The sequence below is a fragment of the Streptomyces sp. NPDC058758 genome, assembly GCF_042746075.1.
Taxonomy (GTDB): domain Bacteria; phylum Actinomycetota; class Actinomycetes; order Streptomycetales; family Streptomycetaceae; genus Streptomyces.
Map to the genome: position 1 here is coordinate 1 of NZ_JBHYPS010000043.1, position 24801 is coordinate 24801.

19 protein-coding genes are annotated in these 24801 nt (G+C 71.5%); 12 read left to right on the forward strand and 7 right to left on the reverse strand.

Annotation, left to right across the window (positions count from 1 at the left end; translation table 11 throughout):
• Positions 1-175: 175 nt before the first annotated feature.
• A complete protein-coding gene (locus ACFW6A_RS33385; RefSeq protein ID WP_386645284.1) occupies positions 176-1609 on the forward strand; it encodes an amino acid permease in 1434 nt (477 codons plus the stop codon).
• Here ACFW6A_RS33385 and ACFW6A_RS33390 read toward each other — a convergent pair.
• The 3 genes from ACFW6A_RS33390 to ACFW6A_RS33400 form a co-directional block, all read right to left on the reverse strand.
• Positions 1563-2090, reverse strand: coding sequence for an ATP-binding protein (locus ACFW6A_RS33390; protein WP_386645287.1), 528 nt, complete (start codon positions 2088-2090; stop codon positions 1563-1565). The genes ACFW6A_RS33385 and ACFW6A_RS33390 overlap by 47 nt on opposite strands.
• Before the next feature lie 241 nt (positions 2091-2331).
• Entirely contained in the window at positions 2332-3153 is an 822-nt protein-coding gene (locus ACFW6A_RS33395; protein ID WP_351846569.1) for a PaaX family transcriptional regulator C-terminal domain-containing protein, read from the reverse strand.
• A 47-nt stretch (positions 3154-3200) separates the two neighbouring features.
• Entirely contained in the window at positions 3201-4865 is a 1665-nt protein-coding gene (locus tag ACFW6A_RS33400; RefSeq protein ID WP_386645290.1) for an AMP-binding protein, read from the reverse strand.
• A 577-nt stretch (positions 4866-5442) separates the two neighbouring features.
• Here ACFW6A_RS33400 and ACFW6A_RS33405 point away from each other — a divergent pair.
• The 3 genes from ACFW6A_RS33405 to ACFW6A_RS33415 all read left to right on the forward strand — a co-directional run bounded on the left by ACFW6A_RS33405 (position 5443) and on the right by ACFW6A_RS33415 (position 8256).
• Complete coding sequence (locus ACFW6A_RS33405) at positions 5443-5856, forward strand: RidA family protein (protein ID WP_351846565.1); 414 nt, start codon at positions 5443-5445, stop codon at positions 5854-5856.
• 97 nt (positions 5857-5953) lie between these two features.
• On the forward strand, positions 5954-7510 hold the full coding sequence (locus ACFW6A_RS33410) for an MFS transporter (protein ID WP_351846562.1): 1557 nt from the start codon (positions 5954-5956) through the stop codon (positions 7508-7510).
• A 143-nt stretch (positions 7511-7653) separates the two neighbouring features.
• Positions 7654-8256: a hypothetical protein gene (locus ACFW6A_RS33415; RefSeq protein ID WP_386482734.1), complete on the forward strand. Its 603-nt coding sequence runs from the start codon at positions 7654-7656 to the stop codon at positions 8254-8256.
• Positions 8257-8375: 119 nt separating this feature from the next.
• Here ACFW6A_RS33415 and ACFW6A_RS33420 read toward each other — a convergent pair whose 3' ends face one another.
• The 3 genes from ACFW6A_RS33420 to ACFW6A_RS33430 all read right to left on the reverse strand — a co-directional run bounded on the left by ACFW6A_RS33420 (position 8376) and on the right by ACFW6A_RS33430 (position 11719).
• The gene (locus ACFW6A_RS33420) at positions 8376-9905 is read right to left on the reverse strand and encodes a UDP-N-acetylglucosamine 1-carboxyvinyltransferase (RefSeq protein ID WP_351846558.1); all 1530 of its coding nucleotides are present in this window, start codon (positions 9903-9905) and stop codon (positions 8376-8378) included.
• A gap of 96 nt (positions 9906-10001) precedes the next feature.
• Positions 10002-10364, reverse strand: a complete 363-nt coding sequence (locus tag ACFW6A_RS33425) for a VOC family protein (RefSeq protein WP_351846556.1) — start codon at positions 10362-10364, stop codon at positions 10002-10004.
• Positions 10365-10519: 155 nt separating this feature from the next.
• Positions 10520-11719: a hypothetical protein gene (locus ACFW6A_RS33430; RefSeq protein WP_386645294.1), complete on the reverse strand. Its 1200-nt coding sequence runs from the start codon at positions 11717-11719 to the stop codon at positions 10520-10522.
• Between the two features lie 399 nt (positions 11720-12118).
• On the opposite strand from ACFW6A_RS33430, the gene acnA reads away from it, so the two are divergent.
• Positions 12119-14848 (forward strand): aconitate hydratase AcnA, encoded by a 2730-nt coding sequence (acnA, locus tag ACFW6A_RS33435; RefSeq protein WP_351846550.1) that lies wholly within the window; start codon positions 12119-12121, stop codon positions 14846-14848.
• Between the two features lie 93 nt (positions 14849-14941).
• Here acnA and ACFW6A_RS33440 read toward each other — a convergent pair whose 3' ends face one another.
• Complete coding sequence (locus tag ACFW6A_RS33440; RefSeq protein ID WP_351846548.1) at positions 14942-15841, reverse strand: VCBS repeat-containing protein; 900 nt, start codon at positions 15839-15841, stop codon at positions 14942-14944.
• A gap of 516 nt (positions 15842-16357) precedes the next feature.
• Here ACFW6A_RS33440 and ngcE point away from each other — a divergent pair.
• From ngcE to ACFW6A_RS33475, 7 genes are all read left to right on the forward strand, one after another.
• On the forward strand, positions 16358-17806 hold the full coding sequence (ngcE, locus tag ACFW6A_RS33445; RefSeq protein ID WP_351846545.1) for an N-acetylglucosamine/diacetylchitobiose ABC transporter substrate-binding protein: 1449 nt from the start codon (positions 16358-16360) through the stop codon (positions 17804-17806).
• Positions 17807-17908: 102 nt separating this feature from the next.
• A complete protein-coding gene (locus tag ACFW6A_RS33450; protein ID WP_386645297.1) occupies positions 17909-18838 on the forward strand; it encodes a carbohydrate ABC transporter permease in 930 nt (309 codons plus the stop codon).
• The gene (locus tag ACFW6A_RS33455; RefSeq protein WP_351846540.1) at positions 18838-19770 is read left to right on the forward strand and encodes a carbohydrate ABC transporter permease; all 933 of its coding nucleotides are present in this window, start codon (positions 18838-18840) and stop codon (positions 19768-19770) included. The genes ACFW6A_RS33450 and ACFW6A_RS33455 overlap by 1 nt, the downstream gene beginning before the upstream one ends.
• Positions 19771-19915: 145 nt before the next feature.
• Complete coding sequence (locus tag ACFW6A_RS33460; RefSeq protein WP_351856924.1) at positions 19916-21136, forward strand: ROK family transcriptional regulator; 1221 nt, start codon at positions 19916-19918, stop codon at positions 21134-21136.
• Positions 21137-21258: 122 nt separating this feature from the next.
• A complete protein-coding gene (locus ACFW6A_RS33465; protein WP_351856922.1) occupies positions 21259-22323 on the forward strand; it encodes a substrate-binding domain-containing protein in 1065 nt (354 codons plus the stop codon).
• Positions 22324-22586: 263 nt separating this feature from the next.
• The gene (locus ACFW6A_RS33470; protein WP_351856920.1) at positions 22587-23366 is read left to right on the forward strand and encodes an ATP-binding cassette domain-containing protein; all 780 of its coding nucleotides are present in this window, start codon (positions 22587-22589) and stop codon (positions 23364-23366) included.
• Complete coding sequence (locus ACFW6A_RS33475; protein WP_386480488.1) at positions 23363-24673, forward strand: sugar ABC transporter permease; 1311 nt, start codon at positions 23363-23365, stop codon at positions 24671-24673. The genes ACFW6A_RS33470 and ACFW6A_RS33475 overlap by 4 nt, the downstream gene beginning before the upstream one ends.
• Positions 24674-24801: the final 128 nt, after the last annotated feature.

The window sequence follows — 24801 nt, forward strand, 5'->3', positions numbered from 1 at the left end:
TTAAAAACCCACACCCCGCAACCCGCTATTAAACGGGGTGTGGGGGGCTCTTTTTTTTGTATAACCCCCTGGCCTCCTTTCGCTTGGTTGGGGGGGGCCCGGCAACCCCCCCCCGCACCCCCCTGACGCATGCACGACGGACCGGACACGCAAGACCAGAGACGAGAAGCACCGCATGTTTTCGCGGATCAAGTCCCCCCGGCAGCTGATCGCCGAATCCGGCGCCGACCTGGAGGGGCACAGCCTCGCGCGCACCATGGGCCTCTTCCAGCTGGTGTGCTTCGGCGTCGGGGCGATCGTCGGCACCGGCATCTTCGTCGGCCTCGCCGACAGCGTCGCCGAGGCGGGCCCCGCGGTGGTCGTCTCCTTCGTCCTCGCCGCGATCACCTGCGTCTTCACCGCCTTCTCCTTCGCGGAACTCGGCGGCGCGATCCCGGTCTCCGGATCGTCCTACTCCTTCGCCTACGCGAGCCTCGGCGAGCGCGCCGCCTTCCTCGTCGGCTGGTGCCTGCTCCTGGAGTACGGCGTCTCCGTCTCGGCGGTCGCCGTCGGCTGGAGCCAGTACCTCGACGAACTCCTCCACAGCGTCACCGGCCTGCGGCTGCCCGAGGCGCTCGCGGCCGGCCCCGCAGAGGGCGGCGTGATCAACCTCCCCGCCGTGGCCGTCATCCTGATGGCCGCGACGCTCCTGGTCCGCGGCGTCCGCGAGAGCGCCCGCGCCACCGCCGCCATGGCGGTCCTGAAGATCGGCGTCCTGATCGTCTTCTGCGCGATCGGCTTCTCCGCCTTCGAGGCCGGCCACCTCTCACCGTTCGCCACCGAGGGCATGGCCGGCGTCACGGCCGGCGCCTCGGTCGCCTTCTTCTCCTACATCGGCTTCGACGCCATCACCACCGCGGGCGAGGAGGTGAGGAACCCGCGCCGGAACATCCCGCTCGCGATCCTCGTCTGCATCGGCCTCGTCACCGTGCTCTACTGCGCGGTCGCCCTCGCCGCGATCGGCGCGATCGGCGCCGACGAGGTCGCCGGCAAGCCCGCCGCGCTCTCCCTCGTCGTCGACCGGGTCACCGGATCCTCCGTCGGCGGCGGCGTCATCGCCTTCGGCGCGGTCGTCGCCATCGCCTCCGTCGTCCTCGCCGTGATGTACGGCCAGACCCGCATCCTCATGGCGATGTCCCGCGACGGCCTGATGCCCCGGATCCTCGAACGGGTCTCCCCGAAGACCTCCACCCCCGTCGCCAACACCTGGATCGTCGCCGCCGTCTTCGCCGTCCCGGCCGCCTTCGCGCCGCTCGACGTCGTCGTGGACCTCACCACCATCGGCACCCTCGCCGTCATGGCCGTGGTCAACCTCGCGGTGATGGTGCTGCGCCGCCGGGAGCCCGGCCTCCACCGCTCCTTCAAGGTGCCGCTCCACCCGCTGAGCCCGCTCCTCGGCATCGGCTTCTGCCTCTACCTCATCTGGGGCACCGGCCCGCGGACCTGGCTGGTCTTCGCCTGCTTCCTCGCCGTCGGCGCCACGCTGTACGCGGTCTACGGGCGCCGCCGCTCCCGCCTCGCGCTCACGCCCGCGACGGACGCCGCTGGGCGGGCACCCGGGGGAACGTGAACCAGACCGCCTTGCCGCGCGCGGTCGGGCGATGGCCGCAGTCGCTGCTGAGCGCCCGGATCAGCAGCAGTCCGCGGCCGTGCTCCTGCCAGGGGTCGACCTCGGTGTCCGGATCCGGGCAGACCAGCTGCCCGGGGCGGGCCGGATCGGGGTCGTGCACCTCGATCTGACAGCCGCCCGGCGCCGCGAGCAGCTCCACGACCAGCTCGATCGGTCCCTCGCCCGAGGTGTGCTCCACCGCGTTGGCCACCAGCTCGGCGGTGAGCAGCTCCGCCGTGTCGCGGTCGGGCCGCCCGGTCCGGTCCGGCCCGCCGGGGCCGCCGGGCCCGTCGGGGTCGGCATCGCCGAGCGCGGTACGGACCAGGGCGCGGGCCATCGGCACGGCGGCGGTGGTACGGGGCAGGCGGACGCGCCGGACGGCCCCGGGCGCGACGGGCGCGGCGACCGGGGCGGCGGGTGCGGGGCCGGTGGGTTCGGGCATGGGGGCGGGTTCCTTCGCCGGACGGAGGAAGGGGGGATCCGGGGGACGTCCGGTTTCCACCCTATAGGGGGGCGAAAACCGGCCACAGAGGCCCCCAGCCCGGCCTCGCGGGACCCAGGTCCCCTCCGGGCCGGGACCTTGGAGGACCCTCCTGCCCGGGACCTTGGAGGAGCCGCCGGCCCGCTCCCCGGGCGGGGCGGACGGGGCGTTCCCCGCGCGGGGCGGGGACGTTCCCCGGCCCCTACAGGTCCTTCTCCACCGCCCGGACGTACTCCGCGCCCCGCTCCCACAGCAGCGCGTGCAGCTCGGCGAAGACCTCCGCCGAGCGCTGTCCCGGCCAGTCGGGAGGGAGCAGCTCGGGCGGCAGGACCGGGTCCGCGTACGGCAGCCGGCGCCAGGCGTCGAGGGTGAGGAGGTAGTCCCGGTAGGCGTCCTCCACCGTGCCGGGGGCCGCCCGCCAGGCGGCGAGGACCGGCTCGTGACCGGCCAGGAACTCCTCGTGCAGCCGCGCGATCGCCGGCAGGTCCCACCAGCGGGCCACCGCCTCCGCCGTCGCCGTGTAGCCGAGGTGGTCGCCGCGGAAGAAGTCCACGTACGAGGAGAGCTCCAGGCGCTCCAGGGCGTGGCGGGTCTCCTCGTACAGCCGGGCCGGCGCGATCCAGACGCCCGGCGCCGCCGTCCCGAAGCCCAGCCGCCCGAGCCGGGAGCGCAGCAGGTGCCGCTTGTGCCGCTCCTGCTCGGGGACGGAGAAGACGGCGAGGACCCAGCCGTCCGCCAGGGAAGGTTCCGTCCGGGCGTAGATCCGCCGGTCGCCGTCCTCCAGGAGCCGGCGGGCGTCGTCGGAGAGCGCGTAGCCGGCCGAGCCGTCCGGGGTCCGGCGGGCGAGCAGCAGCCCGCGCCGCTTGAGCCGCGACACGGAGGAGCGCACCGAGGGGGCGTCCACGCCGACCGCGGCGAGCAGCCGGATGAGCGCGGCCACCGGCATCGGCGTCTCCTCCGACGGTCGGCCGTAGGCGCCGTAGAGCGAGACGATCAGGGAACGGGGGGTGTGCTGCTCGGCCACGTGATCACTTTAGGCCGTGTCGTGCCGCCCCGGCGGTCCGGTCCGGGTCAGCCGCGCAGCCGGTGGCGCTGGAGCTTGCCGGTGGCGGTGCGGGGGAGCGCGTCCACGAAGACGACCGCGCGGGGCGACTTGTACGGGGCGAGGCGGGCGCGTACGAAGGAGCGCAGCGCGGCGGCGGTGGCCGCGTCGCGCGGGACCCCCTCCCGCACCACCGCGTAGGCGACGACGGCCTGGCCGCGCAGCGGGTCGGGGCGGCCCACGACCGCCGTCTCGACGACGTCCGGATGGCCGAGGAGCACCTCTTCCACCTGGGGTCCGGCGATCGTGTACCCGGCCGAGATGATCATGTCGTCGGCGCGGGAGACGTACCGGAACCGGCCGTCGGGCTCCCGGACGTACCGGTCGCCGGTGACGTTCCAGCCGTTCCGCACGTACTCCGTCTGCCGGGGGTCGGCCGCGCGGGGGCCGGCCCGGTGGGGATCGTTCCGGTGGGGGTCGGCCAGGTAGCGGCAGCCGACCGGGCCGCGCACGGCGAGCAGCCCCTCCCGCCCGTCGGGGACGGGCCGGCCGTCCGGGCCGAGGACGGCGGCCTGCCAGCCCGGCACCGGGCGGCCGGTGGTGCCGGGGCGGCTGTCGGCGTCGGCGGCGGCGACGAAGATGTGGAGGAGTTCGGTGGCGCCGATGCCGTTGATGAGCCGGAGCCCGGTCCGGGCGTACCAGCCGGTCCAGACGGCGTCCGGGAGGTTCTCGCCGGCCGAGACGCAGCGCCGCAGCGAGGACAGGTCGCCGGCGGAGCCGCCGTCGAGGAGGCCGAGCATCACCCGGTAGGCGGTGGGAGCGGTGAAGAGCACCGAGACCCGGTGCCGGCCGATCGCCGCGAGCAGCTGCTGGGGCCCGGCACGGTCCAGCAGGACGGCGCTGGCGCCCGCGCGGAGCGGGAAGACCAGCAGCCCGCCGAGACCGAAGGTGAAGGCGAGCTGCGGGGAGCCGGCGAAGACGTCGTCCGGGCGGGGCCGCAGGACCTGCGCGGAGAAGGTGTCGGCGGCGGCCAGGACGTCCCGGTGGAAGTGGACGCACCCCTTGGGGCGGCCGGTGGTGCCGGAGGTGAAGGCGATCAGGGCCACGTCGTCGGCGGCGGTGTCCGCCGCGGGGTAGGGGCGGGCCGGCAGGCGCCCGGCGCGGGCGAGGAGGTCGTCGGGCCCGTCGCCGCCGTACGGGACGACCGCCAGGCCCGGGACGCGGGCGGCCCGCAGCTCGCCGAGCGCGCCGGCGTCGCACAGGGCGAGGGAGCAGGCGGCCGTCCCCCCCACCACGGCCAGCTCGGCGGCCCGCTGCTGGACCGGGACGGCGACGGCGATCCCGCCGGCCTTCACGACGGCGAGCCAGCAGGCGGCGAGCCACGGCGTGGTGGGCCCGCGCAGCAGCACGCGGTTGCCGGGCCGCAGCCCCAGCTCGCCGGTGAGCACCCGGGCGATCCGGTCCACGTGCTCGCGCAGCTCCCCGTAGCTCCAGGTGCCGCCCTCCCCGTCGTGGAGGGCGGGCCGCCCGGCGCCGTACCGCTCCGCCGTCCGGTCGAGGAGTTCGGCGGCGCAGTTGAGCCGTTCGGGGTAGTCGAGCGCGGGCAGCTCGAAGACCAGCCGGGGCCACTGCGCGGCCGGGGGCAGCCGCTCGCGGGCGAAGCCGTCGACGTGCCCCGAGGGCGTCAGCTCCACGATCCCGGCCCCCCGCTCCAGGAGGACGCCGCACGGGCGACGGCCGTCGCACGACCGCGACGAGGCGGCGTCGCCGCGTCACCCGGCCCGGTCCGGCGGCGACCGGGACGCCCGGAGGCGTAGGAGAGGGACCACATGCCCGCATTCTCACCCGATCCGGCCGGTCCGACCCGGGGTGAGATCGGGGACGGTGTGCGGTCCGGTCCGGTGTGCGGTCCGGGATGGTGTGCGGTCCGGGGCGGTGCGCGGTCCGACGGGGTGCGCGTGGTCCCACCCGGCGTGCGGTCCGGGACGGCGTGCGGTCCGGGACGGTGAGCGGTCCGACCCGACGTGCGGTCCGGGTGGATTTTGCGGCCCGGCGGTCAGCGCCTCGTGGTGGCCGCCCGGCGGCTCGGCGTGCGGCCGGGGCGGCCAGGCGGCACGGTGGGAAGCACGGACGGCGGAAGCGCGGACCGGCCCCACCGGCAGGGGCAGCCGCGAGGAACCCCCCGTCCGTCCCGCGAGGATCCCGACCGCGGGGCCCCGGTCCCCTGAGCGTCCCCGACCGCGAGGATCCCGACCGTGAGGAGCCGCCCCGATGAGCCTGCACCGTCACAACCCCGCGGAACTCGCCCCGCCGGCCGGGTTCTCGCACGCGGTCACCGCCAACGGCAGCCGGCTGGTCTTCCTCTCGGGGCAGAGGGCGCTCGACAGCACCGGCGCCGTCGTCGGCACCACCCTGGCCGAGCAGTTCGCCACGGCGCTCGGCAACCTCCTCGTCGCCCTGCGGCACGCGGGCGGGGGCCCGGCCGACCTGACCCGCGTCACGGTGTACACGACCGACGTGGCCGCCCACGGGGCGCAATCCGCCGAACTGAGCCGGATCTGGCGCCGGATGGCGGGCCGGGACTATCCGGCGATGACGGTCGTCGAGGTCGTGCGGCTCCGGGAGGAGGGGGCGCTCGTCGAACTCGACGGCATCGCCGTGCTGGAGGAACCGGGCGGTGCTTGATCGACTGGTCGCCTCAGAACGGCGGGCTTAGGGTCGAAAGGTGGACCGACCGGCCCACGGCTCCTGCGGTGAGGGCGCGACGCGCCATGAACGAATCATGAGTAGTACACCGAAGCCGACGACCCCGGCGGTGGACCCCACTCCCGCCGGCAAGGGCGACGGCAAGGGCATCGCCCTGTTCGTCATCGCCTCCTGCCAGCTGATGGTCGTCCTCGACATCACCATCGTCAACATCGCGCTGCCACACATCCAGAGCGATCTCGACTTCTCGACGACCAGCCTCTCCTGGGTGGTCAACGCCTACACGCTGACCTTCGGCGGTCTCCTCCTGCTCGGCGGACGGGCCGGCGACATCCTCGGCAGGCGCCGCGTCTTCGTCTTCGGCGTGCTGCTCTTCGGATTCGCCTCCCTGCTCGGCGGGTTCGCGCAGGAGGGGTGGCAACTCCTCGCGGCCCGCGCCCTGCAGGGCGTCGGCGGCGCGATCGCCTCGCCGACCTCGCTCTCCCTGATCACGACCACCTTCGAGGAAGGGCCCGAACGCAACCGGGCCTTCGGCGTGTTCGCGGGCGTGTCGGCGGCCGGCGGCGCGATCGGACTGCTCGCGGGCGGCGTGCTCGTCGAATGGCTCGACTGGCGCTGGATCTTCTTCGTGAACGTGCCGATCGCGGTGATGATCGCGGTCCTGACCCCGCGTCACGTCAAGGAGTCCGAACGCCATCCGGGCCACTTCGACCTGGCGGGCGCGCTGACGTCGACCCTCGGCATGGTGGCGCTGGTGTACGGCTTCATCCGCGCGGCGCAGGAGGGCTGGAGCGATCCCTGGACGATCGCCTCGTTCTGCGCGGCGGTGGTGCTCCTCGTGGTCTTCGTCCTGGTGGAGCGCCGGAGCCGGCAGCCGATCACCCCGCTGCACATGTTCGCCGACCGCAACAGGGCGGGCACGTACGGCATGATGCTCTGCCTGGCGGCGGCGATCTTCGGGATGTTCTTCTTCCTGACCCTCTTCGTGCAACAGGTGCTCGGCTTCAGCCCGCTGGAGGCGGGCCTGGCCTTCCTGCCGGTCAGCGCCGTGATCGCGGTCGTGGCCGGTCTCACCTCCCAGCTGCTGCCGAAGTACGGCCCGAAGCCCTTCATGGTCCTCGGCTCCCTCTGCCTCGCGGTGGGCCTCTCCTGGCTGACCCTGACGGACGTCCACTCCACCTACGCGGGCTCGATCCTCGGGCCGATGCTGGTCTTCAGCGCCGGCATGGGCTTCATGTTCGTCTCGCTGACCCTGATGGCCCTCTCCAACGTCCGGCCCGCCGAGTCCGGCGCCGCCTCCGGCCTCCTCAACGCCACCCAGCAGGTCGGCGGTTCGCTGGGCCTCTCCATCCTGGTCACCGTCTTCGGCACCGCCAGCCGCAACGAGGCCGACGAACAGGTCCCGGCCTTCCTGGCCCAGGCGGGCCCCCTGGAGAAGGCCCGCTTCGCCGAGACCGGCCAGCTGCCGCCCCCCTGGGGCGACGAGGTCCTCACCTCCGGCGTCTCCGCCGGCTTCGTCGTCGCCGCCGCCTTCGCCATCGTGTCCTTCCTGATCGCCCTCCTCGTCATCAAGGTCCGCCCCTCCGACATCGAACGCCTCAAGGGCGGCGGCGGGATGATGCCGGGCGGATAGGCCGGCCGGTCCCCGACGCTCCTGCCCCCGGGCGCCTCGGTGAAGACGAGGAACGACCCTGTAAAAGAACAGGATTGACGAGGCATCATGTTTTCGCGCCGGTCGTCGTACCGGTGCGTGGGGCGGGGGAGGGGGAGGGGCGCATGGCCGAGTCCAGGACGACGTGGCCGATCTTCGTGAGCCTGGGAGTCACGGGCCTGGGGGTCCTCGTCGGGTTGCTGGCCTGGTTGTTCCCGGTGGCCGGTGGAGCGGAGCCGGAAGCCCGGCGCTCCGGCGGGGCGGCCGGGTCCGGGACGCGGGAGGGCGAGGCCGCCCGCACCGGGACGCCGACCGTGCCCGCGTCGACCACGTCGACGCCGGCCGATTCTCCGCCGGCCCGGTCTCCGTCGGCCGAGTCCCCGTCGGCCGCAAGCCTGCCCCCGGCCCTCAGCGGCCGGACCCCCGAGGGCTGGGCGGGGACGTGGCGCGGATCCACGAGCAGCGGTGAAGAGCTGATCATCGTGAAGCTGCGGGCGGGGAGCGAGGGGCAGCCGGTCGGGACGATCGAATGGCCCGTGTCGTCGTGCCGGGGGGAGCTCACCCTGCTCGCCGTCATGGAGGAGAAGCTGGTCGTCCACGAGGTCATCACACGCGACCCCGAGGAAAGGTGCCGCGAAGAGGCGCAGATCGACTTCGTCCTCGTCGGGGACGCGCTGCTCCTCGGCGGCGCCGAGTGGGGCAAGAACGCGACCCTGCAGCGCGTCTGACCCCACCGCCGGACCCGTGCCCGCCCCTTGCCGGACCCGCCCCCGGCGGAAAGAACGGAGCGAACCGTGCCGACCGCTCCGTACCGGCGCGGAGCGGCCGGCACGGAGCGGGGGAGCCGTCAGATGTCCCTGAAGATCTCGATCTGGGCGCCCACCGAGTTGAGGCGTTCGGCCAGGTCCTCGTAGCCGCGGTTGATGACGTAGACGTTGCGGAGGACGGAGGTGCCTTCGGCGGCCATCATGGCGAGGAGGACGACGACGGCGGGGCGGAGGGCGGGCGGGCACATCATCTCGGCGGCGCGCCAGCGGGTGGGGCCCTCGACCAGGACGCGGTGGGGGTCCAGGAGCTGGAGGCGGCCGCCGAGGCGGTTGAGGTCCGTGAGGTAGATGGCGCGGTTGTCGTAGACCCAGTCGTGGATGAGGGTCTGGCCCTGGGCCGTGGCCGCGATGGCCGCGAAGAAGGGGACGTTGTCGATGTTGAGGCCCGGGAAGGGCATCGGGTGGATCTTGTCGATCGGCGCCTCCAGCTTGGAGGGGCGGACCGTCAGGTCGACCAGGCGGGTGCGGCCGTTGTCGGCGGCGTACTCGGCGGAGCGGTCGTGGTCGAGGCCCATCTCCTCCAGGACCGCGAGCTCGATCTCCAGGAACTCGATCGGCACCCGGCGGATCGTCAGCTCGGACTCGGTGACGACGGCCGCGGCGAGGAGGCTCATCGCCTCGACCGGGTCCTCGGAGGGGGAGTAGTCGACGTCGACATCGATCTCCGGGACGCCGTGCACGGTCAGGGTGGTGGTGCCGACGCCGTCGACGCGGACGCCGAGGGTCTCCAGGAAGAAGCACAGGTCCTGGACCATGTAGTTGGAGGAGGCGTTGCGGATGACGGTGACGCCGTCGTGGCGGGCGGCCGCCAGGAGCGCGTTCTCGGTCACGGTGTCGCCGCGCTCGGTCAGGACGATCGGGCGGACCGGAGCCACGCCCTGCTCCACCTGCGCGTGGTAGAGGCCCTCGGTGGCGGTGATGTCCAGGCCGAAGCGGCGCAGCGCGATCATGTGCGGCTCGATCGTGCGCGTGCCGAGGTCGCAGCCGCCGGCGTAGGGCAGCTTGAAGCGGTCCAGGCGGTGCAGCAGCGGGCCGAGGAACATGATGATGGAGCGGGTGCGGATGGCGGCCTCGGCGTCGATGGACTCCATGTCCAGCTCGGCCGGCGGCACGATCTCCAGGTCCACGCCGTCGTTGATCCAGCGGGTGCGGACGCCGATGGAGTTGAGCACTTCGAGGAGGCGGAAGACCTCCTCGATGCGGGCGACCCGGCGCAGCACCGTGCGGCCCTTGTTGAGGAGGGTGGCGCAGAGCAGCGCGACGCAGGCGTTCTTGCTGGTCTTGACGTCGATGGAGCCGGAGAGGCGGCGGCGGCCGACGACGCGGAGGTGCATCGGGCCGGCGTAGCCGAGGGAGACGATCTCGCTGTCGAGGGCCTCGCCGATGCGGGCGATCATCTCAAGGCTGATGTTCTGGTTGCCGCGTTCGATCCGGTTGACCGCGCTCTGGCTGGTGGCCAGGGCTTCGGCGAGCTGCGTCTGGGTCCAGCCGCGGTGCTGCCGTGCGTCACGGATGAGCTTGCCGATGCGTACGAGGTAGTCGTCTGCCATGCCGTCACGTTATCTCAGATATGAGATGAGTCGATCACTGGGGTGCGGCATTCGGGTGACGTGTCGTTACTTATGATGCTATATGACCGATTCGGACTACTGGGGGAGGTCGAAGGCCGTGGGGTGTCGCGGCTCGTAGAGGGGGAGTTCCGTGCCGCTCGGCAGCCGTACCGCCGCCAGCAGCCCCCAGCGCTCCTCGGTGATGGCCCGTGAGATCTCCGCGCCCCTGTCCTCCAGGGCGGTGAGGGTGCGGGTGAGGTCCTCGCACGTCAGGTAGACCTCCGGCCGCGTGGAGCCCTCCTCGGGGGCCGGGTGGACCGCGACCTCCGCGGGCGGCAGCCGGAACACCAGCCACCCCCGCCCCGCGTCCACGTACGGGAAGCCGGCGACGTCCCTGAGGAAGGCCCGGTCGGCCTCCGCGTCCCGGCTGTAGAGGGTGATGTGCGCGCCGCTGAACATGCTCCGAGCCTCCGCCGGTCCGGAGCCGCGGGCAACGCGGGCGCGCCCGAACGGAGTCCCGCGGAGCCGGAGCCGGAGCCGGAGCCGGAGCCGGAGCCGGTGGCGGGGCTGGTGCCGGTGTGGGTGTGGGTGGCGGCGTACGGCTCCTCCGGTTCTCAGCTCCCCGCCCTTTTCCCCGGCCCGCCGGCCGGCGTCAGCGTCCACGTGCCGCGCGACCGCACGTACAGCAGGCCCGGCTTCCTCGGCGTGACCACCGTGCGGGTGAAGGCGTCCTCCCCCTCGCACAGCGCCTCCCCGGGACGGAAGTCGGGGCGCAGGAGGTGGAGCGCGAAGGCGGAACCGGAATGCTGGGTGACCCGGAACCGCTCCCGGCCGCCGGGGTGCCGCAGGACGTACGAACCGGCCGACGAGAGCCCGTCGTCCAGGAACAGGGGGTCCAGGGAGGGGAGCGCGTCGACCGGGTGCAGCCAGGCCCGCCACCTCTTCCCGGTGTGCATCCGGAGGCGGATCCCGGGCTGTCCGTCGGCCGGGACCGGGACGACGGCCCTGGTCAGCACGGAGGCGTGGGTGAGGGGCTGCCTGGGCCTTCCCTCGCCGGGCGGGCCGTCCAGTTCCACCCAGGAGCCCTCCGGCCGCTCCAGGTGGACGACGAGCACCGCCGGCTCGTTCGCGCCGGTGCGGTGGAGGAGGATCTCCGCCCCGCCCCGGCCCTCCCGTCGCTGCCGCTCCCCGGTGTGTGCCGGCCACGCCTCGTACGCCTCGGGGGCCGGCGGCGTGCGGGGGGCGGGAGCGGTGCTCGTACGGCTCCGGGGGGCCGGCGCGGCCGGGCGTTCCGGCTCCCGCAGCCCGCTCTCGATCGGCGACCGGCCCTCCATGAGCCGTACGGCGTCGGCCGCGCACACGGCGACGGTCCGGACCGTGCCGCCGGCCGGCGCCCACTGCGCCTCCTCGGCGGCGCGTCCATGGCGGGGATCGAAGAAGCAGAGGGGGAGGCGGTGCGGCCGGGGACGGCCGTCGAGGGCCGCGTCCAGGCAGGCCAGGGCGTGCCGGCCCGCGTCGAGGGCGCGCAGCACGTCGGCGGCGTCCCGCAGGTCCCGGTCGCCGACGAAGTCCCGCTTGGCCCGCTCGTACGCGTCCAGCGCCCGCTGGTAGTCGTCGAGCAGGGCGGGACCGTGCAGGTCGTGGTCCGGTACGAAGGGGTGTGCGGCGAGCGTCTCCCCGAACGCGGTGATCTCCGCGTCGACCCGGGCCAGGTCTGCCTCCGCCCGGCCCGTCCGGTCCGGCCGGTCCGTCTCCTCCGCGCGTCCGCGTCCTCGGAACAGGCCCCGGATCGCCCCCACCACACCGTCGGTCATGCGGGTGATCGTAAGGGCGGGCGCCACTCCCGGCGCCCGCCGGTTCGTGGAGATCCCGCCGCCCCGGCCGGGAGGTGGCCGATCGCCCCGGCCCGGAGGCGGTCGACCGGCCGGACCCGGACGAGAGGCGCCCGCCCGGCCACGGGAGGGCCCGGGCAGGCGCCGTCGGCCGCCGCCGGCCGCGGTCGCGGGGCCGGGCGCGGAGGGGCCGCCACGTGAGATCGAGGGGCGGCCGGGCATGACCGACGGCCGGGGATGCACTAGAGTTATCTCGACATCGAGATAACTGCTGACGGCGCACTGCGGCCGCCTCCCCGGTAAGGGTTACCTAACTTAGCCTTACCTTAGCGGATCGGCGAGAAGCCGTGGCGGCAGCATGACGGTAGTACGCGCACATTGATGAAGGAGACTGTCGTGTCGGCGAACAGCTTCGACGCCCGCAGCACGCTGCGCGTGGGCGACGAGTCGTACGAGATCTTCAAGCTGGACAAGGTCGAGGGCTCCGCGCGCCTCCCTTACAGCCTGAAGGTCCTCCTGGAGAACCTGCTCCGCACCGAGGACGGCGCGAACATCACCGCCGACCACATCCGGGCCCTCGGCAACTGGGACTCGCAGGCCCAGCCGAGCCAGGAGATCCAGTTCACGCCGGCGCGCGTGATCATGCAGGACTTCACCGGTGTCCCCTGCGTCGTCGACCTCGCCACCATGCGCGAGGCCGTCGCCGCGCTCGGCGGCGACCCGGCGAAGATCAACCCGCTCTCCCCGGCCGAGATGGTCATCGACCACTCCGTCATCGCCGACAAGTTCGGCACCAACGACGCCTTCGCGCAGAACGTCGAGCTGGAGTACGGCCGCAACAAGGAGCGCTACCAGTTCCTGCGCTGGGGCCAGACCGCCTTCGACGACTTCAAGGTCGTCCCCCCGGGCACCGGCATCGTCCACCAGGTGAACATCGAGCACCTGGCCCGCACGGTCATGGTCCGCAACGGCCAGGCGTACCCCGACACCCTCGTCGGCACCGACTCCCACACCACCATGGTCAACGGCCTCGGTGTGCTCGGCTGGGGCGTCGGCGGCATCGAGGCCGAGGCCGCCATGCTCGGCCAGCCGGTCTCCATGCTGATCCCGCGCGTCGTCGGCTTCAAGCTGACCGGCGAGCTGCCCACCGGCACCACCGCCACCGACCTGGTGCTGACCATCACCGAGATGCTGCGCAAGCACGGCGTCGTCGGCAAGTTCGTCGAGTTCTACGGTGAGGGCGTCGCCGCCACCTCGCTGGCGAACCGCGCCACCATCGGCAACATGTCGCCGGAGTTCGGCTCCACCGCCGCGGTCTTCCCGATCGACGACGAGACCCTGAACTACCTCAAGCTCACCGGCCGCTCCGAGCAGCAGGTCGCGCTCGTCGAGGCGTACGCCAAGGAGCAGGGCCTCTGGCTGGACCCGAAGGCCGAGCCCGACTTCTCCGAGAAGCTGGAGCTCGACCTCTCCACGGTCGTCCCGTCCATCGCCGGCCCGAAGCGCCCGCAGGACCGCATCGTCCTCGCGAACGCCGCCGCGCAGTTCGCCCAGGACGTGCGCAACTACGTCGACTCGGTCGACGAGGCGGGCAAGGAGTCCTTCCCGGCCTCCGACGCCCCGGCCGTCTCCAGCACGGTCCCGTCGAACCCGGTCGAGGTCACCGCCCCCGACGGCTCGACCTACACCCTCGACCACGGTGCGGTGACGGTCGCGGCCATCACCTCCTGCACCAACACGTCGAACCCGTACGTCATGGTCGCCGCCGCGCTCGTCGCGAAGAAGGCCGTGGAGAAGGGCCTGACCCGCAAGCCGTGGGTCAAGACCACCCTCGCCCCCGGCTCGAAGGTCGTCACCGACTACTTCGACAAGGCGGGCCTCACCCCGTACCTCGACAAGGTCGGCTTCAACCTCGTCGGCTACGGCTGCACCACCTGCATCGGCAACTCCGGCCCGCTGCCGGAGGAGGTCTCCAAGGCCGTCAACGAGCACGACCTGGCCGTGACCTCGGTCCTCTCGGGCAACCGCAACTTCGAGGGCCGCATCAACCCCGACGTCAAGATGAACTACCTGGCCTCCCCGCCGCTGGTCGTCGCGTACGCCATCGCGGGCTCCATGAAGGTGGACATCACCAAGGACGCGCTGGGCACCGACACCGAGGGCAACCCGGTCTTCCTCAAGGACATCTGGCCCTCCGAGTCCGAGGTCAACGACGTCGTCGCCAACGCGATCGGCGAGGACATGTTCGCCAAGTCCTACCAGGACGTCTTCGCCGGCGACGCCCAGTGGCAGGCGCTGTCGATCCCGACCGGCAACACCTTCGAGTGGGACGCCGAGTCGACCTACGTCCGCAAGCCCCCGTACTTCGAGGGCATGACGATGGAGACCACCCCGGTCACCGACATCACGGGCGCCCGCGTGCTCGCGAAGCTCGGCGACTCGGTCACCACCGACCACATCTCCCCGGCCGGTGCCATCAAGGCCGACACCCCGGCCGGCAAGTACCTCACCGAGCACGGTGTGGAGCGTCGCGACTTCAACTCCTACGGCTCGCGCCGGGGCAACCACGAGGTCATGATCCGCGGCACCTTCGCCAACATCCGCCTGCGCAACCAGATCGCGCCGGGCACCGAGGGCGGCTACACCCGCGACTTCACCCAGGACGGCGGCCCGGTGTCGTTCATCTACGACGCCTCGCAGAACTACCAGGCCGCCGGCACCCCGCTGGTCATCCTGGGCGGCAAGGAGTACGGCTCCGGCTCGTCCCGCGACTGGGCCGCCAAGGGCACCGCGCTCCTCGGCGTCAAGGCCGTCATCACCGAGTCGTACGAGCGCATCCACCGCTCGAACCTCATCGGCATGGGCGTCCTCCCGCTCCAGTTCCCGGCCGGCCAGTCGGCCGACTCGCTCGGCCTGACCGGCGAGGAGACCTTCTCCATCACCGGCATCACCGAGCTGAACGAGGGCACCACCCCCAGCACGGTGAAGGTCACCACCGACACCGGTGTCGAGTTCGACGCGGTCGTCCGCATCGACACCCCCGGCGAGGCGGACTACTACCGCAACGGCGGCATCATGCAGTACGTGCTCCGCAACCTGATCCGCGGCTGAACACGCTGATCCGGCAGCAGGCGGGAAGGGCCCCGCTCCTCTTCACGAGGAGCGGGGCCCTTCCGTCGTACCGGGACGAACGCGCGCGGCGGATCAGAACATCGCGCGGAAGCCGTTCCAGCCCGAGGTGCCGATCTTGACGCGGCCGGAGTACGGCGAGGACGAGCTGCCCTTGCCCTTGTACAGCCACAGCGCGCCGGAGCCGTCGCGGGCCACCAGGTCCGCCCGGCCGTCACCGGTCAGGTCGCCGGACGAGACCAGCAGGTTGTACGTGTTCCAGCCCGCGCCGATCCGGGTGCGGGAGGTGAACGGCGCGGTGCGGCTGCCGGTGCCCTTGTACAGCCACAGGACGCCGTTGCGGTCGCGGGCGACGATGTCGGCCTTGCCGTCGCCGCTCACGTCGCCCTTGCCGGCGATCTGGGTGTACGCGCCCCAGCCGGAGCCGATCCGGGTGCGCTGGGTCAGCGCGCCGTTGCCGTAGCCCAGGTAGTGCCAGAGCACACCGGCGCTGTCGCGGGCCAGGATGTCGTCGGCCGCGCCACCGCCGGTGTTGGAGGCGGAGAACACCTTGTTGTAGATGTTCCAGCCGCCACCGATGTCGCGGACCGGGCCGCCGTCGGTGTAGTTCAGCCGGCCGTCGCTGCGGACGGCGTAGAAGCCGTCGGAGCCGCGGTCGGCGTCCATGTCGGCCTGGGTGAAGTGCTTGTACGAGGTCCAGCCCCAGCCGGACTTGTCGGCCAGGCGCTGGATGGCGCCGCCGCCGACCGGGGTGTAGCCCCAGATGTCGCCCGCGCTGTTCACGCCGTACAGGTTGTTGTACGGGGTGACGTTCGCCGCCAGGGCCGACGCGTTCCCCGACTGGCGGGGGACGAAGGTCGGACCCGGCTCCGCCGCCACCGCGGCCGTCGTGGTGCCCACCAGGGCGGCGGTCACCGCGGCGACCGTGACACGGGCGAGCACGCCCGTGCGGTTCAGGCCAGAAGTCTTGGCCACGTGATCTCCAGATCAGAATCGAGAACAGAACTGCACGAAACACCACCGAACTCGGCCCGGTTCGGCGGGTTTTCCCCCGTTTCCGCCCGCCCGGCAGTGCCTCCGTACATGACAGGAAGACGCCGGCCGCGCCCCCGCGGTTCCGGCCATCCCGCGACTTCCTTCGCGGCCCGTCCGTTTCGCCGGATTGCGAATGGACCATTCAGCTTGTGAACGCATGATGGAAGGGTGCGTTCCGGTGGCACGGGGCAGTCTCCCGTCGCGGGGTCCGGAGAAATCCCCGAGGTCTCAACTCGGGAAAGATGCCCGAGGAATGCTGCTTTCGATCTTGCTCCCGCCGAGGGAAGTGGACTATACCTGTCGGCGTCCAGCCCGTCGGTTCCTTCCGGCGACGGCCCGACGCCTGCACGACCCAGCTGCAAATGACCGCGGTGGCGGGGCCCTTCGCCGGTGGCGAGACGAAGTACGGGCGACCGGTACACCGCCTGAGTCCTGAATGAAGGCGAGGACTTGAGCATGGGATCCACCTCCGCCCACTCGAACGAGGGCGGCCTCGGCCGTCGTGATCTGATCAAGCGTTCCGCCGCTGTCGGTCTGATCTCCGTCCCGGCGATGGGCTTCCTTTCCGCCTGCGCCAGCGGTGGCGGCAAGACCAACGACAAGGTCGAGAAGGGCGTCAAGTCCGACAAGAACCCGCTCGGGGTGAATGAGTCGGCCGAGCTCGATTTCGTCCTCTTCGACGGCGGTTTCGGCCAGCAGTACGCCAAGGACGCGATCAAGCTCTTCGAGGCGAGCTACCCGAAGGCCAAGGTCAAGTTCACCCCGACGCAGAAGATCACCACCGAGCTCCAGCCGCGGTTCAACGGCGGCACCCCGCCGGACCTGATCGACAACTCCGGCGCCGAGCAGATGGACATGGGCGTCCTCGTCGGCCAGAAGCAGCTCACCGACCTGACCCCGCTCCTGGACGCGCCCTCGATCGACGACCCGAGCAAGAAGGTCCGCGACACCCTGCGCCCCGGCATCATCGAGATGGGCCAGTTCGACGGCGAGCCCTGCTGGATGCTCAACTACGCCTACACCGTCTACGGCGTGTGGTACTCGCAGAAGCTGCTCGACTCGCTCGACGCCACGTACCCCGAGACGTGGGACGAGATGCTGGCGGTCTGCGAGAAGGCCAAGAAGAAGAACATCGCGCCCTGGACGTACGCCGGCAAGCACCCGTACTACCTGCCCTTCTCGCTCTACCCGATGATCGGCAAGGTCGGCGGCCGCGAGGTCCTCGACGCCATCGACAACCTGGAGCCGAAGGCCTGGGAGCACCCGGCCGTCAAGGCCTGTTTCGAGGCGTACTACGAGCTCTTCAAGAAGGGCTACATCCTCCAGGGCACCCCCGGCCTCGACCACATCCAGTCGCAGACCGCCTGGACCGAGGGCAAGGCGCTCTTCATCCCGAACGGCTCCTGGGTCGAGAACGAGGCCGCGAAGACCATGCCGGCCGACTTCGGCCTGGCCGTCTCCGCCCCGACCGGCCTGGACTCCTCCGACAAGCTGCCCTTCGGCACCATCTGGGCGGCCGGCGGCGAGCCCTTCATCGTCCCGGCGAAGGCGAAGAACCCCGAGGCCGCCATGGAGCAGCTGCGCATCATGCTCAGCGAGGCGTCCTCCAAGAGCTTCACCCAGTCCGTGAAGTCGCTCAGCGCGCTCAACGGCGGCACCTCCGGCATCGAGCTGTCCCCGGGCCTCAAGTCCGGTGTGGCGGCGCTGGAGAAGGCCGGCACCAACGTGGTCAACCCCCGTCTGCAGGACTGGTACGTCGCGCTCCAGAAGGAGAAGATCGGCGTCGCCGGCATCGGCGAGATGATGGCGGGCCGCGCCACCCCCGCGGAGACGATCAAGAAGATCCAGAAGTTCGCCGACGAGGCGGCCAAGGACCCGAACATCAAGCACTACAAGCACCAGTGAGCAGTGCCGGGGCCCCTTCCCGCCGACCGGGAGCGGGCCCCGGCCCCTCGGCGCGCGGCGCCGCGGCGCGCGTCCTTCGCCGGAGATCGGGGTCGGTTCGGAATGCAGCACGGCAAGTACCGTTTCATCGCGGGGTTCCTGGTGGTGCCCCTGGCGCTCTACGCGCTCTTCGTCATATGGCCGTTCATCCAGTCCATCTACTACTCGCTCACGGACTGGAGCGGTCTGAGTCCCGAATTCGGATTCGTCGGCCTGGACAACTACACCAGACTGCTCGACGACGAGATCTTCTGGAAGTCGCTCCAGCACAGTCTGACCTTCGCGGTCGTCCTTCCCCTGGTGACGGTCGGATTCGCGCTCTTCCTGGCGTTCATGCTGAATGTCGGAGGCCGGCGGCGTAAGGGCGCGGCGGTCACGGGCGTCCGCGGCTCGTCTTTCTACAAGATCGTCTATTTCTTCCCGCAGGTGCTGTCGATCGTCATCGTCGCGCTGCTCTTCCAGTTCGCCTACAACCCGAACAGCGGGGCCATCAATTCGTTCCTCAGGGCGGTCGGCCTCGGCAGCGTCCAGCCGAACTGGCTCGGCGATCCCGACCTCGCCCTCATCTGCGTGATGGTGGTGCTGGTCTGGTCGACGGTCGGCTTCTTCGTGGTGCTCTTCTCGGCGGGCATGGCGTCCATTCCGCGCGATTTCTACGAGGCCGCGCTGCTGGACGGCGCCAACCGCTTCACCACGTTCTTCAAGATCACCCTGCCGCTGCTCTGGGACACCGTGCAGTCGGGGTGGATCTACATGGGCATCCTCGCGCTCGGCGCCGAGTCCTTCGCGGTGGTGCAGATCATGACCGTCGGACCGAGCGGCGGCGGGCCCGACTACTCGACCATCGTCCTCCCGCTGTACGTGTACCAGAAGGCGTTCCGGGACGGCCAGGCCGCCTACGCCACGACCATCGGCGTCGCGCTCCTCCTCGTCACGCTCGCCTTCGCGGCGGTCGTGATGAAGCTGGGCCGGCGCGAGCGGCTGGAGTTCTGATGAAGACCACCGACACCCCGCCGACCGGCGACGCGCAGATCCCCGCCCCCCGCGCGGCCGGGGGCCCCGCGGTGACCAAGGCCGCGGCCCCGGTCGAGGAGAAGGGCGAGGGCGGCGTCCTCAACGTCTTCTCGCACGGCGTGCTGATCATCTGGGCGATCATGGTGGTGCTGCCGCTGCTCTGGGCGGTCATGACCTCCTTCAAGACCGACCGGGCGATCTTCACCTCGCCCTGGTCGCTGCCGGACGCGCTGCACTTCGACAACTGGTCGCGTGCCTGGACCCAGGCGCACATGAGCGAGTACTTCCTGAACACGGTCCTGGTGGTCGGCGGCTCGCTGATCGGCACCCTGCTGTTCGGCTCGATGGCGGCGTACGTCCTGGCCCGCTTCGAGTTCCCCGGGAACCGCTTCCTCTACTTCCTCTTCATCGGGGGGATGAGCTTCCCGATCATCCTGGCGCTGGTGCCGCTCTTCTACGTGATGCAGAACATGGCCCTGCTGGACACCGTCCACGGCCTGATCCTGGTCTACATCGCGTACTCGCTGCCCTTCACCGTCTTCTTCCTCACCGCCTTCTTCCGGACGCTGCCGACCTCGGTGGCGGAGGCGGCCTTCATCGACGGCGCCTCGCACACCCGCACCTTCTTCCAGGTGATGCTGCCGATGGCCAAGCCGGGCCTGATCAGCGTCGGCATCTTCAACTTCCTCGGCCAGTGGAACCAGTACCTGCTGCCGACGGTGCTCAACACCGATCCGGACAAGAAGGTGCTCTCGCAGGGCCTGGTGCAGCTCGCGGTCAGCCAGGGCTACAAGGGCGACTGGTCCGGGCTCTTCGCCGGCCTGGTGATGGCGATGCTCCCGGTGCTCGCCGCGTACGTCGTCTTCCAGCGGCAGGTGGTGGCCGGACTCACCGCCGGCGCCGTGAAGTAGCTGGAGCGCTCCCACGCTCCCGAGGCCCCCCGCACGCGTCCGCGTGCGGGGGGCCTCCGGCCGTTCCGGGTCTTGACGGGAGCGAAGGCGAAAGCGTCCCCTTAGAGTTCACATGTTGGAGAAAACGGTGGGAGTGAAAGAGTCGATGGAGACTCCGGGGTCGCAGACGTCTCTGCACAGGGCCAATCTCGAACGGGTCGTGCGGGCCGTCCGGATGGCCGGTTCGCTGACCCAGGCGGAGATCGCCCGGGCGACGGGACTGTCGGCGGCGACCGTCTCCAACATCGTCCGGGAGCTGAAGGACGGCGGCACGGTCGAGGTGACCCCCACCTCGGCGGGCGGCCGGCGGGCCCGCAGCGTGTCGCTCTCCGGCGACGCGGGCATCGTCATCGGTGTCGACTTCGGCCACACCCACCTGCGGGTCGCGGTCGGCAACCTCGCCCACCAGGTGCTCGCCGAGGAGTCCGAGCCGCTCGACGTGGACGCCTCCGCCGCGGAGGGCTTCGACCGGGCGGAGCAGCTGGTCAACCGGCTGATCGAGGCCACCGGCATCGGCCGGGACAAGGTCATCGGCGTCGGTCTGGGCGTGCCGGGGCCCATCGACGTCGCCTCCGGGACGCTCGGCTCGACCTCGATCCTGCCGGGGTGGAGCGGGATCAACCCGGCCGAGGAGCTGTCCGCCCGGCTCGGGGTCCCCGTCCACGTCGACAACGACGCCAACCTGGGCGCGCTCGGCGAGCTGGTGTGGGGGAGCGGCCGGGGCGTCAAGGACCTGGCGTACATCAAGGTGGCGAGCGGCGTCGGCGCCGGTCTGGTGATCGACGGGCGGGTCTACCGGGGCCCGGGCGGCACGGCCGGCGAGATCGGCCACATCACGCTCGACGAGTCGGGCCCGGTCTGCCGCTGCGGCAACCGCGGCTGCCTGGAGACCTTCACGGCCGCCCGGTACGTGCTGCCGCTGCTCCAGCCGAGCCACGGGCCGGACCTCACCATGGAGCGCGTGGTGCAGCTGGCCCGCGAGGGCGATCCGGGCTGCCGCCGGGTCATCGCCGACGTGGGCCGCCACATCGGCAGCGGCGTCGCCAACCTTTGCAATCTCTTGAACCCGAGCCGGGTCGTGCTCGGCGGCGACCTCGCCGAGGCGGGGGAGCTGGTGCTCGCCCCGATCCGGGACTCGGTCGGCCGGTACGCGATCCCGAGCGCCGCCCGGCGGCTCTCCCTGGTGCAGGGGGCCCTGGGCGGCCGGGCCGAGGTCCTGGGCGCGCTGGCCCTGGTGCTGAGCGAAATGGGCGATTCGACCCTGCTCAACGGGACAGAAGGGGCGTTTCCGGCGGCCGGTCCGGCCGCCGTGCCTGCCTTCACTTAGAAAACAATAACCACCGTTGTCATCTCGTTAAGTTTTCACTTCTTGACGACGGTGTTGCGGCCGAGTTGACTTCGTGACACCTCGGCCGCACCGTCGCGGCCTCGTCAGGGAGGCACTCCAACATGAACGCAATGACCCGTCGTGTCGTCATAGGTACGGCCGCGGTCTCCATGGCCCTCGCCCTCTCCGCCTGCGGCAAGGCCGGCGGCGGGGACAGCGAGGACAAGGGCAGTTCGAGCAAGATCGGTCTGCTCCTCCCGGAGAACAAGACCGCCCGGTACGAGTCGCTGGACAAGCCGCAGTTCGAGAAGGCCGTCAAGGCCGCCTGCGACACCTGCGAGGTCGTCTACAACAACGCCGTCTCCGACGTCGTGAAGCAGAAGCAGCAGTTCGACCAGCTCATCGCCGACGGCGTGAAGGTCATCGCCCTCGACCCGGTCGACTCCGCCAAGGCGGCCGGCTGGGTCGCCGAGGCGAAGGGCAAGGGCGTCAAGGTCGTCGCGTACGACCGCGCGATCGAGGGCGCGGACGCCTACGTCAGCCACGACAACAACAAGGTCGGCGAGCTCCAGGGCCAGGCGCTCCTCGCCGCCCTCGGCGACAAGGCCGCCTCCGCCCAGATCGTCATGATCAACGGCGACGAGAAGGACCCGAACGCCGGTCTCTTCAAGAAGGGCGCGCACACCGCCCTCGACGGCAAGGTCGGCAAGATCGCCTACGAGGCCTCGGGCGAGTGGGACCCGAAGGTCGCGGGCGAGAAGATGGCCGCCGCCATCTCCTCCGTCGGCAAGGACAAGATCGGCGCCGTCTACTCCGCCAACGACGGCATGGCGGGCGGCATCGTCACCTCCCTGGAGAACGCCGGCATCAAGGGCATCCCGGTCGGCGGCCAGGACGCCGAGGTCGCGGGCATCCAGCGGATCGTCGCCGGCACCCAGACCTTCACCATCTACAAGAGCCCGCTCCAGCTGGCCCCCGAGGCCGCCAAGTTCTCGGTCAACCTGCTCCAGGGCAAGGACCTCGGCGCCCAGGGCGAGACGGACGGCGTGAAGTCCACCCTCTTCCCGCCGGTGGTCGTCGACAAGACCAACATCCAGTCCACGGTGATCAAGGACGGCATCTACAAGGCCGCCGACATCTGCTCCGCGGACCTCGCCGCCAAGTGCGCCGAGCTGGGCATCAAGTAAGCCCTCGGGGCCTGTCCGCCGGACAGGCCCCACCAGCCCGAAAACCCGGGCCAAGCAACCCCCCTGCCGGACCGTCAGCCCCGGCGGGACGCGGAACGCGCCCGTCCCCGTGACGCGGTTCCGCCCCAGACCCGTCCGGCCCCGGCCGACCCAGACCCCGCTGTCGGTCCGGGGCCGGACGAGCACAGCCCCCCTCGAACTCGGCGCCCCACGGCGCGACATGCCGCTGCCCCCGTCCACGGGCGGCGAAGGAGTTGGTTCACGTGTCCCAGACGCCTGTCCTGGCGTTGCGCGGGATCTTCAAGCGATTCGGAGCGGTCCAGGTCCTCTCCGGCGTCGACCTCGAAGTCCACGCGGGCGAAGTCGTCGCCCTGGTCGGCGACAACGGCGCCGGCAAGTCCACCCTGGTGAAGACGATCGCCGGCGTCCACCCGATCGACGAGGGCGTCATCGAGTGGGAGGGCCGCCCGGTCGAGATCTCCCGCCCGCAGGACTCCCAGAACCTCGGCGTGGCCACCGTCTACCAGGACCTCGCCCTGTGCGACAACCTCGACGTCGTCGCCAACCTCTTCCTCGGCCGCGAGCTCAAGAAGGGCGGCGTCCTCGACGAGGTCGCCATGGAGAAGCGCGCCAAGGACCTCCTGTCCACGCTCTCCATCCGCATCCCCAGCGTCCGCATCCCCGTCGCCGCCCTCTCCGGCGGCCAGCGGCAGGTCGTCGCCATCGCCCGCGCCCTGGTCGGCGACCCCAAGATCGTCATCCTGGACGAGCCGACCGCCGCGCTCGGCGTCGAGCAGACCGCCCAGGTCCTCGACCTGGTCGAGCGGCTCCGCGAGCAGGGCCTCGGCGTCATCCTCATCAGCCACAACATGGCCGACGTGAAGGCCGTCGCCGACACCGTCGCCGTGCTGCGGCTCGGCCGCAACAACGGCACCTTCCCGGTCGCCACCACCACGCACGAAGAGATCATCGCCGCGATCACCGGCGCCACGGACAACGCCGTGACCCGCCGGCAGGCCCGCACCGCGGAGGCAGCCCAGTGAGCACCACCCCCAAGGCCACCGGCGAGGCGGCCGTGCCCGAGCCCCGCACCTCCGAGGACGCGGCCACCGAGACCCCGGCCGCCGCCGCGATCCCCGCCGTCGACCCCCGCCTGCTCGTCCGCGAGCAGGGCTTCAAGGGCTACGTCGAGGAGTTCAAGCGCAAGATCCGCTCCGGCGAGATCGGCTCCCTGCCGGTCGTCGTCGGCCTGATCGTCATCGGCGTCGTCTTCCAGGCGCTGACCGGCAACTTCATCACCTCGTACAACCTCGACCAGATCACGCTGTACGCGGCCGGCCCCGGCATCATGGCCGTCGGCATCGTCTTCGTGCTGCTGCTCGGCGAGATCGACCTCGCCGTCGGCTCCGTCGCGGGCCTCGCGGGCTCCGTCTGGGGCGTGCTCGCCACCGACATGCCCGACTCCCTCGCGATCCTCCTCGGCATCCTCTCCGGCACCCTCCTGGGCGCCTTCCACGGCCTGGTCTTCTCCAAGATCGGCGTCCCCGCCTTCGTCGTCACCCTCGCCGGCTTCCTCGGCTGGGCCGGCCTGCAGACCTGGGTGATGGGCGAGCGGTCCACCATCCCCACCCCCATCGGCAGCTTCGTCGGCGACCTCACCAAGTACTACTTCTCCGACGTCATCGCCGCCTACGGCCTCGCCGCCGCGGTGATCGCCGCCTTCTACCTCGCCCAGCTGCGCGACTCCCGCCGCCGCAGGGCCGCCGAGCTGCCGCACCGCCCGCACAGCGAGATCCTGCTGCGCACCGGCGTCCTCGCGGTCCTCGTCCTGGTCGCCGCGTACGGCTTCAACCAGGAGAAGGGCCTCCCGCTCTCCCTGGTGATCTTCCTGCTGATCCTGCTGGTCACCGACTTCGTGCTGCGCCGCACCACCTACGGCCGCCAGGTCTTCGCGGTCGGCGGCGGCATCGAGGCGGCCCGCCGGGCCGGCATCAACGTCGCCTGGATCCGGACCTCCGTCTTCATGATCTCCGGCACCCTGGGCGCCGTCGGCGGCCTCTTCCTGGCCTCCGCCACCGGCGGCGCGGACCGCTCGCTCGGCGGCGGCAACCAGCTCATGATGTGCATCGCCGCGGCGGTCATCGGCGGCACCTCCCTCTTCGGAGGCCGCGGCAAGGTCTGGTCGGCGCTCCTGGGCATCCTGGTGCTCCAGTCGATCGTCCAGGGCCTCAACCAGCTCAACCTGGAGTCCAACGCCATCCAGTACATGATCACCGGCGCGGTGCTCCTCATCGCCGTGATCATCGACTCCGTCTCCCGCAAGACCCAGAAGTCCGCGGGACGCGCCTGACCCGCAGCCCCCGGCGGGCGCGAATGAGGCACGGGCCACATCGCCCGGCACCGGTGAACCGGTGCCGGGCACCGTCGCGTCCGGAGCAGTACGTCCCCCGTGAGGGTGACGCCGCTCCGCCCGGCCCG